Annotated in this window: 10 protein-coding genes; 9 read left to right on the top strand and 1 reads right to left on the bottom strand. The window is 43.8% G+C overall.

All coding sequences use genetic code 11. The annotated features are described in order from the left end of the window. The first annotated feature begins 69 nt into the window (after positions 1–69). The 9 genes from DWW23_RS03805 to DWW23_RS03765 all read left to right on the top strand — a co-directional run bounded on the left by DWW23_RS03805 (position 70) and on the right by DWW23_RS03765 (position 13,581). Positions 70–1,296 (top strand): hypothetical protein, encoded by a 1,227-nt coding sequence (locus tag DWW23_RS03805; RefSeq protein ID WP_122351953.1) that lies wholly within the window; start codon positions 70–72, stop codon positions 1,294–1,296. 15 nt (positions 1,297–1,311) lie between these two features. Further along, positions 1,312–2,541, top strand: a complete 1,230-nt coding sequence (locus tag DWW23_RS03800) for a DcaP family trimeric outer membrane transporter (RefSeq protein ID WP_122351952.1) — start codon at positions 1,312–1,314, stop codon at positions 2,539–2,541. Next, positions 2,538–3,425 carry a dTDP-4-dehydrorhamnose reductase gene (gene rfbD / locus DWW23_RS03795; RefSeq protein WP_187576731.1) on the top strand — a complete coding sequence of 296 codons (888 nt, stop codon included), beginning with the start codon at positions 2,538–2,540 and terminating at the stop codon, positions 3,423–3,425. The genes DWW23_RS03800 and rfbD overlap by 4 nt, the downstream gene beginning before the upstream one ends. A gap of 20 nt (positions 3,426–3,445) precedes the next feature. Then, complete coding sequence (locus tag DWW23_RS03790; protein ID WP_122351950.1) at positions 3,446–4,633, top strand: phosphoribosylaminoimidazolecarboxamide formyltransferase; 1,188 nt, start codon at positions 3,446–3,448, stop codon at positions 4,631–4,633. A 155-nt stretch (positions 4,634–4,788) separates the two neighbouring features. Next, positions 4,789–5,331: an RNA polymerase sigma-70 factor gene (locus tag DWW23_RS03785; protein ID WP_158583151.1), complete on the top strand. Its 543-nt coding sequence runs from the start codon at positions 4,789–4,791 to the stop codon at positions 5,329–5,331. Positions 5,332–5,405: 74 nt separating this feature from the next. Next, positions 5,406–6,383, top strand: a complete 978-nt coding sequence (locus tag DWW23_RS03780; RefSeq protein WP_122351948.1) for a FecR family protein — start codon at positions 5,406–5,408, stop codon at positions 6,381–6,383. A 232-nt stretch (positions 6,384–6,615) separates the two neighbouring features. Further along, the gene (locus DWW23_RS03775) at positions 6,616–9,936 is read left to right on the top strand and encodes a TonB-dependent receptor (RefSeq protein WP_233564258.1); all 3,321 of its coding nucleotides are present in this window, start codon (positions 6,616–6,618) and stop codon (positions 9,934–9,936) included. Between the two features lie 6 nt (positions 9,937–9,942). Continuing rightward, the gene (locus DWW23_RS03770) at positions 9,943–11,862 is read left to right on the top strand and encodes a RagB/SusD family nutrient uptake outer membrane protein (protein WP_122351946.1); all 1,920 of its coding nucleotides are present in this window, start codon (positions 9,943–9,945) and stop codon (positions 11,860–11,862) included. A gap of 168 nt (positions 11,863–12,030) precedes the next feature. After that, on the top strand, positions 12,031–13,581 hold the full coding sequence (locus tag DWW23_RS03765; protein ID WP_122351945.1) for a sulfatase-like hydrolase/transferase: 1,551 nt from the start codon (positions 12,031–12,033) through the stop codon (positions 13,579–13,581). Between the two features lie 32 nt (positions 13,582–13,613). Here DWW23_RS03765 and DWW23_RS03760 read toward each other — a convergent pair whose 3' ends face one another. Then, positions 13,614–14,867, bottom strand: a complete 1,254-nt coding sequence (locus DWW23_RS03760) for an ATP-binding protein (protein WP_122351944.1) — start codon at positions 14,865–14,867, stop codon at positions 13,614–13,616. Between the last annotated feature and the right edge of the window lie 180 nt (positions 14,868–15,047).

Genomic DNA, 15,047 nt, shown 5'->3' with positions numbered 1-15,047 from the left:
CAAATTGAATAAACAAAAATATATACCTTTGTGCCTTCAAATTAGACAAATAGATAACAAACAACAACAATGAAAAAGCTAGCTCTGCTACTGGTAAGTGCACTGACTTTGTTTTCCGCAACTGCCCAGAAGAAAAACTTCACTTACAAGTTTTATGGTTTTGTGCGTGGTGACTTGTTTTACAACACGCGTGCGAATATGGCTCCGGTAGACGGAAACTTCTACCTTTTCCCTTTGGATGAAAAACCTGATGCTGACGGGAAAGACCTGAATGCGACTCCAAATGGCAGTTTCTATACGTTTACATCCCGGTTGGGGATCAGTGTGACCGGTCCGAATGTCGGCTCGGCACGTACTTCCGCTTGTCTCGAGACGGACTTCGGTGGCTTTTCGTCGAGTACGACGATGTTACGTATCCGTCAGGCATGGGTTGCACTGGATTGGGATAAAAGCAATGTCTTGATCGGTCACACCTGGCATCCGCTGTTCGGCTCCGTTTTCCCGGATATGTTGAATCTCTCTACGGGAGCACCTTTTCAGCCGTTCAACCGCAGTCCGCAAATCCGCTATCAGTATAAAGCCGGTAAGGTGAAGCTCACAGCCTCTGCCATCTGGCAGCTGCAATATACGTCGAGCGGTCCGAAAGGGATGAGTGAGGATTATATAAAGAACAGTTGCGTGCCGGAATTTTATGTCGGAGCGGACTATACTTCTGATAACGGCTGGTTGGCAGGAGCGGGTGTCCACCTGATTTCCCTGAAACCACGTACGGTATCGGAGATAAATGACAAAGTTTATAAAGTAAATGAGCGGATGACGACATATTCCTATGAAGCTCACTTGAAATATACCGGACGTAATTATACCTTTGCAGCCAAAAGCCTGATGGCTTCCTGTCTGGACCAGACGGCTCTGATCGGTGGTTATGGTATCAGCTCTGTCGACCCGAAGACCGGTGAACAGGAATATACTCCTTTCCGCCATTCGACAACCTGGGCGAATTTCACCTATGGAACGAAATGGAAATCGGGACTTTTCGTGGGATATACCAAAAATCTCGGTACGGACGATGAGTTGACTGCGTCGAAAACCGTCTACGGTATGGGATTGGATATCGACCAATTGTTTACTGTAAATGTGAATTTATCATATAATTTACCTCACTGGCAGATCGGTCTGGAATATTCTCCGGCAACAGCCTGGTATGGTACGATCGACCAGAAGAATGGTAAAGTGGGAAACACCCACGCCGTAACCAACCACCGCATATTGGGATTGGTTATGTATTATTTCTAATTTGAACGCTTTTAAATGAGAACGAAGCTAGGTATGTTTTTATTGGCCGGATTATTGATGGCAACGTCCGGTTATGCACAGAAAAAGAATTTTTCGTACAAATTTTACGGACAGGTACGTGGCGACCTGTTTTACAACTCACGTGCCAATTCGGAAATAGTGGACGGCTTGTTTCATCTGTATCCGAAAGATGTCGATCCGGATGCTGACGGTAATGATTTGAATGCAACGGCCAATGGCAGTTTCTATCTGCTTTATTCCCGTTTGGGAATAGATGTTGCCGGTCCGAGTGTCGGTAAAGCGAAGACGACAGCCAAACTGGAGGTCGATTTTCGTGGTTCCGGGAGTAACTTTGCTATGATCCGTGTACGGCATGCCTATGTGAATCTCGATTGGGGTAAATCGGCTGTCTTGATCGGCCAGACCTGGCATCCGTTGTTCGGGGATATTTTCCCACAAATGCTGAATCTCTCTACGGGAGCACCATTCCAGCCTTTCAGCCGTAATCCGATGTTACGTTACCGGTATACGGATCAGGACTGGAGCCTGACCGGAGCGGCGATCTGGCAGTTGCAGTATTTATCTACCGGTCCGAACGGAAAAAGCGAAGAATATATAAAGAACGGTTGCGTACCGGAATTTTATTTTGGAGCGGATTACAAAAAAGATAACTGGATGGCTGGCGTAGGAGCCGATATCCTGTCCATCGCACCGCGTGTCAAATCAACTGTGGGAGATAATGTATATAAGGTAAAGGAACGGGTTACTTCCGTCTCTTTTGAAGCTCATGCCCGCTATACGGATGAGAACTGGAAGATTTCGGCAAAGACGTTGCTGGGTTCCAATCTGGCTCACCTTTGTATGTTGGGTGGGTATGGCGTCAGCAGCATCGACAAGCGTACCGGCGAACAGGAATATACGCCTTACCGTCATTCGATGACCTGGCTGAATGTAGTGTACGGAAAGAAATGGCAACCGGGTCTGTTTGTCGGTTATCTGAAAAATTTGGGTGCGGGCAAGGACATTGTCGGACCGACTTATGGTGTCGGCCTGGAAGTCGACCAGGTATTTACCACTAATTTGCAGATGTCGTATGTCTTGCCTCATTGGAAGTTGGGAGTGGAGTATAGTCCGTCCCTGGCCTGGTATGGCGACAAGGATAAAATGCAGGCCGACGGACGTATCCATAGCACGCATTCAGTAACAAACCACCGTGTGTTAGGTGTATTAATATATTCATTCTGATGAAAACACTGATAATTGGAGCGAACGGTTTTACGGGAAGACGGATCTTACAGTCTCTGTCCCGCCAGGGAATCTATGAACTGACCGGCTGTTCCCTGCATGAGGATATTTTGCCTGGAAATAACTACCGATTCGTTCAGGCAGATATGAATAATCATCCGGCAATTGACCGGTTGATCGCTGAAATCCGCCCGGATGTCGTGATAAACGGTTCCGCCTTATCTGTTCCCGATTATTGTGAGTCGCATCATGAGGAAGCGTACGCAACTAATGTTTTGGCAGTAGAGAATATAGCCCGTTGCTGTGAAAAAGCGGGCAGCCGTTTTATCCATTTGTCGACCGATTTTGTATTTGACGGCAAGAAAGCGGAATTATATACTGAAACGGATACCCCGGCTCCTGTAAATTACTACGGTATATCTAAATATCAGGGAGAGCAGGCTGTTGCGGCTAATTGCAGTAATTATGCAAATGTCCGCGTTGTTGTTGTTTACGGAAAAGCATTACCCGGGCAGCATGGCAATATCCTGCAACTGGTAAAGAACCGTCTGCAAGCCGGTCAGGAGATACGTGTCGTTTCCGATCAGTACCGTACACCTACCTGGGTACAGGATATTGCTGACGGAGTTGAGAAACTTATGCACATCTCTCAAAATGGAATCTGGCATATTTGCGGAGACGAATGTCTTTCGATAGCCGATATAGCCTATCGTGTAGCCGATTATTTCAAACTGGACCGTTCGTTGATTGTTCCGGTCACTACGGAAGAGATGAACGAAGCTACCCCGCGTCCCCGTTTCAGCGGATTAAGTATCGAAAAGGCAAAACGTATATTGGGATACGCCCCTCATTCCCTGGAGGAAGGAATGGCAGAGATGAAATAGAATCATATATAACAAGCAATATGAGCACAGAAAACAAAAACTCTTTAGAACTGAAGTACGGCTGTAACCCTAACCAGAAGCCGTCGCGCATTTTTATGCAGCAGGGTGAATTGCCTATCGAGGTATTGAACGGCCGTCCCGGATACATCAATTTCATGGATGCCTTTAATAGTTGGCAGTTGGTAAAAGAACTGAAAGAGGCTACCGGACTGCCTGCAGCCGCATCTTTCAAGCATGTCAGTCCGGCCGGTGCTGCCGTAGGGATCGAGATGAGCGATACGTTGAAGAAAATCTATTTTGTAGACGATCTTCCGCTTACTCCTCTGGCAACTGCTTATGCCCGTGCCCGTGGTGCGGATCGTATGTCTTCTTACGGCGACTTTATCGCTTTGAGCGATACCTGCGACGAAGCGACCGCCCGTCTGATCAACCGCGAAGTATCGGATGGGGTCATTGCCCCCGACTATACTCCGGAGGCTTTGGAGATTCTGAAAAATAAACGAAAAGGTACTTATAATGTCATCAAGATCGATCCGGCTTATAAACCGGCTCCGGTAGAACATAAGGATGTTTTCGGTATCACTTTCGAACAGGGACGTAACGAGATCAAGCTGGACGAAAGCCTGCTGACCAATATCCCGACCCAAAATAAAGATTTCCCGGAAGAGGCCAAACGTGACCTGATCATAGCCCTTATCACCCTGAAGTATACGCAGAGTAATTCTGTTTGCTATACAAAAGACGGACAGGCTATCGGTATCGGTGCCGGCCAGCAAAGTCGTATCCACTGTACCCGCCTGGCTGGAAACAAGGCCGATATCTGGTATCTGCGCCAGCATCCGAAAGTAATGAACCTGCCCTGGGTTGAAAAGATCCGCCGTGCGGACCGTGATAACACCATCGACGTATATATCAGCGACGACCATGAAGATGTATTGGCAGACGGTATCTGGGAACAGTTCTTTACTGAAAAGCCGGAAGTACTGACTCGCGAAGAAAAACGTGCCTGGTTGGATACTATGAACGGTGTATCTTTAGGTTCGGATGCTTTCTTCCCGTTCGGTGACAATATCGAACGTGCTCATAAGAGTGGCGTGGAATATATCGCACAGGCAGGCGGCTCGGTCCGTGACGACCATGTGATCGATACGTGTGATAAATATGGTATAACCATGGCGTTTACAGGTGTACGGTTGTTCCATCATTGATTGTTGCTTTTTCAGGAATAGATAAAGAAACCAGTGGCAGTAAATATATTGCTGTCACTGGTTTCTTCATTTTTATACTATATAGGTTGTAAATGATTCGTATAAAATTACTCCGTGTAATTGTATTTGTATTATATTTGTGTAGGAGATACTTTATGGAAAAAGATGTATTATATATAAAAGAACTTGCCCTGGGAAGTCATGACGCCTTTAAAAGGCTGTTTATGAACTATTTTCCCAAAGTCAAATATTTTATAGAGCATCTTGTTAAATCGGAGATAATAGCAGAGGAATTGGCTCAGGATGTATTTATGAAAATCTGGGAACGCCGGGAGCGGCTTGTCACTTTAGAATCATTTAATTCGTATGTTTACCGGATGGCCAAGAATGCCGCACTGAACCACTTGCGGCATAAATATATAGAAGAGAGTTATCTGGAAGATTATGAGGGGGAAACCGAACAGACTATTGAAGGTGATTTGTATGCCCGTGAAATGGAATTGCTGGAAAAACTAACTGTAGGTCGTATGCCGAAGAAGCGTAAGGCTATCTATGAAATGAGTAGAAGGGAAGGTTTATCGAACGACGAAATAGCAATACGGATGGGTATATCCAAGAAGACAGTAGAGAACCACTTGAATCTGGCATTGAAAGAAATCAGAAAGACCTTGCTTTTGTTTGCTTCTTTTTTCATCTGAAAATCTATTAAATAATTTTTTGGGTGCAGGACCGTTTTCGTGTGTCTTAATTTATAGATAACGGAAATTGTACCATGTCAAGAGTAGATCAGATTATAGAAAATTTCTTCAGGAAAGATCAGCCGGAAGATATCCGGAAACATTTCGTTCGTTGGTTTTTCCATCCTTCTTCATCGAAAGATAAAGAGGAAACCCTGCATGTACTTTGGGATACTCTCCAGGTAAAAGCAGATTCATCGACCGAGCGTTCCTATGAAACTGTCGAAAGACGGTTGGGATTCTCCAAACGGAAGGGAATACATAGTTCTTTCCGGAAATGGGGGCAGGTGGCTGCATTTCTGCTTCTTCCCTTATTGGGTGCGTGGGTATCCTGGTTATATCTACAGGATCGTCCTGTAGAGGAACTGGCTCTGGTGGAATGTTTTGTCCCGAAAGGAGAAATCCGGAATATCGTATTACCGGACCATTCGGTTGTCATCATCAATTCCGGGAGTACGCTTTTTTACCCGAGTGAATTTAAAGGTAAGAACCGTGATATCTATCTGAGCGGAGAAGCCAAATTTATGGTTACTCCTGATAAGAAGAAACCTTTTATCGTTAAGACCAACGATCTCTCGGTCGAGGCATTGGGTACTGTATTCAATATATCCTCTTATCCGGACAGGGAGAAGGTGACAGCTTCGCTTGCGGAAGGGAAGATAAAAGTTGATATAAGGTCCAGTCATGAAACATTTATTCTTGACCCTGATGAACAAGTTGTATTTGACAAGAACACAGGGGTAAGCGAACGGAAGCGTGCCCGGATGGATTACGTCCTTGCCTGGGAAAAAGGACAGATGATTTTCCAGAGTGCCTCTTTGTATTCCGTTATAAAAGAGATTGAACGACATTATGGTGTACAGGTTTATCTGAATGCCAGGGATTTGAATGATGAAAAGCTAACGGTTAAATTCCTGCATAATGAGACATTGGAGGAAGTTCTCTATACGTTGAAGCAAATTGTGGCAGGATTCAAATATAAAATAGAGGGAGACAAGGTATACATTTATTAATTATTAAAACAGAGAGAACCATGAAAAAAAGGACCGGAGAGTCTTGTTTGCAGCTCAACTCCCCGGTTTGAAATCAGAACACTTTTTATAGGCTTAATTACAAAAATAGTATTCAACAACAAAATTAATATTATTCATGAAAACGAATAACCTTTTATCTTGTAAATATTTATGCAAAATATTTATATATCTGTTTCTACTTTTCATAACCACTCATATATATGCACAAACGGTGAATATAACCGGACAAGATATCACATTGGCAAAGGTGTTTGAAGAGATTGAGAATCAAACAAAGTTGTCGGTGGCTTACAGCGAATCGACTATTGATAAGCATCATCGGGTATCTGTCGATATCAGGAATAAACCGGTGGATCAGGCTATGGATGTCATACTGAGCGGTACTGGGACTACTTTTTCTATTGAGGGAAAAAAGATCCTTATCAAACCGGTTCCGGTCATTCAGCAAGAGACGAAGAAGGTTGTAACCGGAACTGTTACGGATGAATTTGGAGAACCTGTTATCGGAGCCAATGTCGTGGAAAAAGGTACGAGCAATGGGACCGTTACCGATATCGACGGTAACTTTACTCTGCAGATTTCCGGTAATTCCGTATTGCAGGTCTCTTATATCGGATATATGCCGAGTGAAATTTCAACGAAGAACCGGGAACAGGTGAAAGTAAACCTGAAAGAAGATTCTCAAACGTTGGATGAAGTTGTCGTTGTCGGTTTCGGAACACAGAAGAAAGCAAACCTGACAGGGGCAGTCGGTTCTGTGAATATGGATAAGGTCTTGGGTGATAGGCCCGTTACCGGACTGGGGTCGGCTTTGCAGGGTGCGATACCCGGATTTACGGCCTCTACTTCAGCAGCTCCGGGAGGAGAAAACAAGTGGAATATCCGTGGGTTGGAATCTATTACCGGAGGTGCTCCGCTTATTTTGGTTGATAATGTGGTGTTTAATGATCTCTATTTGCTTAATCCGGCAGATATTGAAAGTGTATCTGTCTTGAAAGATGCCTCTTCCGCAGCCATTTACGGTGCGCGTGCCTCTTTCGGTGTTATTCTGATCACCACCAAAAAGGCAAAGAAGAACGAAACGCTGACGATCAATTATAACAACAATTTTGCTGTCTCTAAAGTCATGAATATACCGGAACCGGCATCTCCAGCCAATTTTATCAGGACATTACAGGAAGGTGGTTACACATCTATCTGGTCGGGGCAAAACCTGGAGACGTATATGGGGTTACTATCTGAATATAACGGGAATCCTTCTGCTTATCCGGCAGGATGGACGGAAGTGAACGGTACGAAGTATTTCCTGCGGGAAAACTCCGTCATGAAAGACATGTTTGAACCAGCTTGGAAACAAACACATAATATTTCGGCCCAGGGAGGAAGCGAAAGAATCAAGTACCGTTTGTCTTTGGGATATACCGATGAAAATGGGATTCTGGTAACTAATAAGGATGCGTTTACGCGAACGAATGTGACCGGTTATGTGAGTGGTGATATAACTTCATGGCTGACTACCTCTTTGGATATCAGTTATAATAATGGAAATAAGACATATCCGTTCATGGATGGTTCAAGTGAGTTGGGGAATTTATGGAAAACAAATCTTCCATCTTATCATCCGACAGGATCATTGCCTTACGGTACGGATGGGGAAGAGTATCTGGTTATGACTCCGGCGAATGTAATCAGGCAAACAGATAAAAAGCGGACAGTAACGGATAACACCCGCATCCTTTCCCGTTCGGTGTTGAAACCGTTCGATGGATTTGAAGCTGTGCTCGAGTATTCATATCAGGCAAGTTTTCAGGATATTGAATCGTATGCGAATTATTTCGAAATGCATCAGGGATTGGCAGAAAGTATCAAACCTTCCACCTCCACAACTCCTTTTACCCAGGAAAGAAAGACAACGAAATATACGACGATAAATGCTTTTGCCACTTATAATAAGACATTTATCAATACCCACAACATTTCCGCTCTTGCCGGGTTTAACCAGGAAAAGTCAGATTACAGATATTTGTATTCACAGGCTTATAACATGATCAGCAATGAATTGCCTTCGCTCAGTGGTTCGGATGGCGTGACGCCTCCGAAGACAAAGGACGATTATACGGAATATGCATTGCGAAGCGGATTCTTCCGGGCAAGTTATAATTACATGCAACGTTATTTTGTGGAAGTGAACGGGCGTTACGACCTTTCTTCTAAATTCCCGAAGGATTACCGGGGAGGATTTTTCCCTTCTGTCTCTGCAGGCTGGAGTATCGTGAATGAGCCTTTTATGGAGAAAGCGTCGTCCTTCTTATCTGCCTTGAAATTAAGAGGTTCTTACGGGACGTTAGGTAACCAGAACATCAGTGCCTACAGTTATTATCCTACAATGAGCGTGTCGAATGCTCCCTGGATATACGGCAATAATGTACCGAAGACACTGGAGGCTCCGGGTATGGTCCGTGCTAATTTTACCTGGGAGAAAGTGGAGTCGGTTAATGGTGGGCTTGATTTCGGTTTCCTGAATAACCGGCTGACCGGATCGTTCGATATCTACCGCCGCAATACGATCGGTATGTTAGGCCCTTCGGAAGAATTTCCTTCTGTGGCAGGTGCAAAAGCTCCTTTGCAGAATGCGGCTGACCTTAAATCGAAAGGATGGGAGTTGTCTTTATCCTGGAGAGACCGGATCGGTAAGGTGGATTACGGTGTAGCTTTCAATCTTTATGATTCCCGTTCTTATATCACTCGTTATAAAAACGATACGGGATTGTTTTATGACCGTAACGAAGCACAGGACGGTAAACGTTACCGGATCGGTATGGAGATAGGAGAAATCTGGGGATATGTGACGGACGGATTCTATACCGCTGATGATTTTATGGATAACGGGGCCTTGAAAGAAGGTGTGGTCCGGATCAACGGAGTCACTTCCCATGTCGGCGATATCAAATATAAGAATTTGCGGGATGACGAGAATAGTGTTAATGTGATCGATACAGGCGACAATACGGCAGATAATCCGGGTGACCGGAAGATTATCGGGAATAGCCAGGCACGTCTCCAGTATGGCCTGAACGGGTATGCGAACTGGAAAGGTCTCGGCCTTTCGTTTATTCTCCAGGGAGTAGGGAAGAGGGATGCCTGGATTGGCGGCGAGATCACTTTCCCGATGTCTAATCAGTACGGTACGGTTTATAAGCATCAGGTAGGCCAGATCTGGACAGAAGATAATCCGAATGCTTTTTACGGGCGTATCTATGAAAATGCCGGTAGTTCACAGGGGGCGAATCAACGTATCAGTGATAAATTCTTATACAATGCAGCTTATCTGCGGGTGAAGAATATTACGTTCAGCTATACCGTGCCGGATAAATATCTGCATGCGATCCGCCTGAAGAACCTGAAAGCTTTTGTGAGTGGCGAGAACCTGTTTACATTCGATCATTTACCGACAGGTATAGATCCGGAGAATTTGAGTTGGAATTATCCATATTCGAGAACGATTTCATTTGGTATCAACTTTAATCTATAAAGAGTTATGAAAAAGAATATTATATATCTGGCTTCTGCCTTTCTGCTTTCTTTTACCGGGTGTAATAATGACTATCTGGAATATTTCCCTAAAACCGAGTTGACGGAAGAGACGGCTTTTGTCACTTATGAGAACTTCAAAACATATACGTGGGGTTTGTATAGTATATTCCAGAATTCAGTGATGCGGCAATATCTGCAGCCGGACGCTGCGGTAAATACGGTTGTGGAAGGTGATGTGTATGCCAATTATCTGTATAACAGTAACAGTACGAATACACAGCATAACAACTGGCAATGGGATAATATCACGTCTACGATGAATATGGACGACAGTTGGAATTTCGATTATATCCGTCGGGTGAATATTATGTTGCGAAATATCGATAAGTCGGAAATGAATGAGACCGATAAAGAACATTGGCGTTCAGTAGGGCTTTTCTTCCGGGCATATCGTTATTACGATCTGCTGGCTCGTTATGGAGGTGTGCCCTGGCTGGAAGATGTGGTCGGCGACGAAGACGAAGATATATTATATGGTAAACGTTCATCCCGGGATGAAGTGGCTGGGAATATCCTTCGCGACCTGCAATATGCCGAGGGGCATATTAAAGAGAATGGGGAAGGAGTGAATACAAATACGATCAACCGTGATTGTGTAAGGGCTTTATTATCCCGTTTCTGCTTATTCGAAGGAACCTGGCGCAAATACCATGCTTTGGGTGGCAGTGAAACCTATTTGTCCGAATGTGAACGGGTTTCGAAATCGTTGCTCGATGCTTATCCTTCGATTGCCGCAAATTATGTTGATTTGTGGTCTTCGGATAATCTTTCCGGTTTTCCGGGAGTCATCTTGTACAAACAGTTTGAAAACGACCTGATCATGACTACGTTTCCGAGAGCGGAGCGAGGTGGTTCGCAGAAGTATGGGATGCATGCCCGTACGGTCGGAAGATATCTTTGCCAGGATGGCAAACCGGTCTCGACCAGTAGTTTATATAAAGGAAAAGGTGCGGATGCAACTGTAAATGATGAGTTTTATAATCGTGATCATCGTTTATACTGGCGTTGTATTCCGCCTTACAGAACCAACAAGACAAATGGAAATCCGGTGACGGAGGATAATAAGAACTCCTGGTGGACAGAAGGTATGGATGAAAAGGACCGTTATTTTATTGATTATATGAATAAGATCAATGATGCCGACCATCAGTTCCCGTTGTACACCTGGCAACCTCAGTTTCTGTCTCGTGTTCCGATGATACAAACATCTCCCAACTCCTGGGGACCGATGCGTAATTATGGTGGTTATTATTTTTACATGTTCTATACTACCTACAATGAAGCGGCTATCCAGGCCGGCGGACAAAAAGCGGTTACCGATATGCCGATCTTCCATATTGAAGAGATCATGTTGAATTATGCCGAGGTCATGTATGAGCAGAATAAGTTCAGTCAGGCAATAGCCGATCTGACGATCAATAAATTGCGTACCCGTGCCAATGTTGCCCCGATGGTTGTTTCTGCTATCAATGTGTCATTCGATCCGGACAGGGATCCGCAGGTGGAACCGCTTGTCTGGGAAATCCGTCGTGAACGTATGGCCGAGCTGATGGGTGAAGGCTTTGGTTTCTATGATATCCGCCGTTGGAAGCGGGCTGATTATTTTATTAACCAGCGTCCTCTGGGTGTCAGGGTTGCTGCTGATGAGGTAGGTGAGTATTTTGGTGCCGGTTCTGTTTTTGTACAGGCTTCGGATGTGAATGCGGCAGCATCTGTTACTTCCGATGATATAGGCCGTGTAGTTTGTGTCGGAGATTATGTTTCACAAGGAAAAGGGTGGAAAGATTATTTCTATCTGAATCCGATACCTAAAACACAGTTGATCCTGAACACGAACCTGGAACAGAATCCGGGATGGAACTGATCGGTGTAAGGAAAACCTTAGATTAAATTATATAGATTAGACATGTACCCTGAGGTTGTATCGAAAGTTGGGACATTCCACAAACTTTTGGTACAACCTCGGTTTGTATGTGTTTTTTATCTGATATATTTGTATTTCATAGAGTGGGAGATATTTAATAAATGTAGTATGAATAGAAAGTTATCATTATCAAATATAGCATTATTGTCTGTTGGCATTTCATCTATGACGTGTCAGGCCCAAGCTCCGGCAAAGCCGAATGTGATTTATATCTATGCCGACGATATGGGGAAAGGAATGTTGTCCGCCTACGGTCAACGTCATTTTACGACCCCCAATATTGACCGAATGGTTACTAAAGGAACCTCTTTCGACAATGCCTATGGTTGTATGTTGTCGGCTCCGGCAAGAGCCTCATTGCTGACCGGATACCATGATTGTCATCCGGATAAGTGGGTGATATCGAGGGGAGGTAAGTTCATTCCGGTAACGGATGATTTGTCATCGATACCTGCTGTAGAAAAGGAGATAGACGCTGAGGATATCCTGTTGGGTAAAGGTGATTATTATCTTCCCCAGGTGTTTAAACAGGCTGGTTATGTAACTGCCGAGATCGGTAAGCTGGAATGGGGGTTTACGGCTACCCGTAAACAGATGAAGGAGCATGGTTGGGATTATTATTATGGTTATCTGGATCATGTCCGCTGTCACGGATTCTATCCACCGTTCCTGTTCGACAACGGAGAGATTGTCACGATCGAAGGAAATACCCATAAGAATTGTGGAAAGAGTATAGAGAATGAAACGGAAACCGCTTACCTGGAGCGATGGAACAGGAACGGGAAAGCGGTTTATTCGCAGGATCTCTTTTTAGATAAGATACTGTCTTTTATCCGTGCGAATAAGGATAAACCTTTTTTCCTGTTTCACCCGACACAGTTGCCGCACGGACCGGTCGCTATCCCTGCGGTGCATCCGGAACTGGCGAATAATCCGGAACTGACACCGATAGAGAAAGAATATGCTTCCATGGTCAAATTGCTGGATGATAATGTGGGAGCGATCATGAATGAACTCCGCCGATTGGGACTGGATAAGAATACGATCCTTGTTTTTGCTGCCGATAATGGCCATGAAACGTATTATTCGCAGAAAGGACGGTGTGAGAAACCATACAGGAATATGCAAACAGGAACGCTGTTCGACGACTATACGGATAAATATTACAGCGACCTGGCAGGAGATATCTTTAACGGTAATGCCGGTATGGCAGGTCTGAAACGGAGTAATCTGGATGGCGGCGTACATATTCCGCTGATCTTTTATGGGGAAGGGATAATCCCTGCCGGGATAAAGAGTCAGGAACTGGTTTCCAATTATGATTTTTTGCCGACAATGGCAGAGATGCTTCAGGTATCGCTTCCGGTAAAGAAGGATGGCATTTCTTTCCTCCCTACTCTGATAAAAGGAGAAAAAATACCGGCCGGGCGATATGTGGTATTCGGTTCCAACTACGGTCCGGGCATTCTGACCGGCGAAGGTTGGAAGCTGCGTTATTACCGGGCAAAAGATGTCTTTGAATTGTACAACCTGAAAGACGATCCGCAGGAGCGTCATGACTTGTCCGGGCAATATCCTGAAAAGGTAGAAAAACTAAAGAAGATACTGCTGAAGGAATGCGATGAAAACATTGACAATGGAATCAACAAAGCCGGATAGAAATGAAAAGGGACGGTCTCCGACAGACCGTCCTATTCAAGTAACCATTTCCAGATGGGGATAACGGTGATCTTTTTTCCATCTTCCATAATCGTTTCTTCTTCGTCCCGAGTGATAATGAATAATTTGTCTACGTACATGACTTTGGCTATTTTTAATAAAGCAGTCACTTCCCGTTTGCGTGTTGTTTCATCTTTCAGACTGTATGATACCTGCACAGCCAATTTTTGTGTTGGTATATAAAAGTCGACTTCAATATTCTGATGATAAAAGTAAAGTTCATCTTCATATTTCTTCTTTAAGCAAATAGCTACCAGATTTTCTAACAGGGATGTCTCCGGATCTATCAGAAATAGATTCAATAAGCCATTATCGATAAAATAGTATTTCTGATTGGATATTTTCTCCACTAATTTACTGGCATAATTTTCGATGGAGAAGATCAACCAGGTTGCTTGTAAAAACTCCAGGTAATCGATAACGGTATCTGTTGTTACTTTAACTCCTGTAGACGAAACGATGTTTGACAGCCGGTTGAATGAAGAAGGCTGCTTTATGCTTTCCGCTAACTTACGAATCAGGACTTTCATGGCCAGATCATTTCGGATGGAATAACGTGCTATTAAATCGCCAAAAAATATTTTATTGAATAAGCTGCTTAACCATTGACGTTTTTCTATCTCTTCAATGAGTTCCAGTTCCGGTAATCCTCCAAAGTAGAAATATTCAGAGAATGTGCGAACTATTTCAGTACGGTTTTTGAAATACCAGACTGGTTCAACGGGTATACTGTTTGCCTTTAGATATTCCCGGAATGAAAAAGGATATACATTCTGTATGATAAACCGGCCGCCAAGGGTTGTTGCAATCTCACTACTTAGCATTTTGGCATTGCTTCCGGTAATGTATACCTGGTATTTCTGGTCTGTCAGCCGACGGGCAAATTTCTCCCAATGTTCCACAACCTGGATTTCATCCAGAAAGAAGATCGGGCGATGTGCGTAGAGTTCTTCGTAGCAGACTTTAATAAGATCAAGATCCTCAACGGTCAGATTTACAAGACGGTCATCTTCGAAATTGAAATACAGAATTTCTTCTATTTGGTGCCCTTTTCTTAACAATTGTTGTATCTGTTGATACATCAGATAAGATTTTCCGGCACGGCGAAGGCCGACAAACACATAGTTAAGCTGATCGGATAAATGGATATCTCGTTCAATCAGTGTTATTTTCTGAACAAATTGCTGATATTCAATGATCAGAGACTTTATTATATTCTTTTCCATACTGTCTTGTCTTTTATACTAGACAAATATAGTGTAATATTATCGATTATAGAAGATAAAATTGAAACTGTTTTATCGATAATACAGTATAAACAGGGTATGGTGGTGATATAGTCTGATCTGGTGTTACTCTTATAAAATGAAAAGGGACGATCTCCAACAGACCGTCCCTTTTTATAT

The sequence above is a fragment of the Parabacteroides sp. AF14-59 genome (genome assembly GCF_003479515.1).
Lineage (GTDB): Bacteria > Bacteroidota > Bacteroidia > Bacteroidales > Tannerellaceae > Parabacteroides > Parabacteroides faecis.
The sequence above is the reverse complement of the archived record's forward strand: the minus strand, read 5'-3'. Positions and strand labels throughout refer to the sequence as shown.

Bases quoted from the DNA above. Each gene is read 5' to 3' on its own strand.
- DWW23_RS03805 (WP_122351953.1), top strand. From the start codon at position 70: ATGAAAAAGCTAGCTCTGCTACTGGTAAGTGCACTGACTTTGTTTTCC.
- DWW23_RS03800 (WP_122351952.1), top strand. From the start codon at position 1,312: ATGAGAACGAAGCTAGGTATGTTTTTATTGGCCGGATTATTGATGGCA.
- DWW23_RS03790 (WP_122351950.1), top strand. From the start codon at position 3,446: ATGAGCACAGAAAACAAAAACTCTTTAGAACTGAAGTACGGCTGTAAC.
- DWW23_RS03785 (WP_158583151.1), top strand. From the start codon at position 4,789: ATGGAAAAAGATGTATTATATATAAAAGAACTTGCCCTGGGAAGTCAT.
- DWW23_RS03780 (WP_122351948.1), top strand. From the start codon at position 5,406: ATGTCAAGAGTAGATCAGATTATAGAAAATTTCTTCAGGAAAGATCAG.
- DWW23_RS03770 (WP_122351946.1), top strand. From the start codon at position 9,943: ATGAAAAAGAATATTATATATCTGGCTTCTGCCTTTCTGCTTTCTTTT.
- DWW23_RS03765 (WP_122351945.1), top strand. From the start codon at position 12,031: ATGAATAGAAAGTTATCATTATCAAATATAGCATTATTGTCTGTTGGC.
- DWW23_RS03760 (WP_122351944.1), bottom strand. From the start codon at position 14,867: ATGGAAAAGAATATAATAAAGTCTCTGATCATTGAATATCAGCAATTT.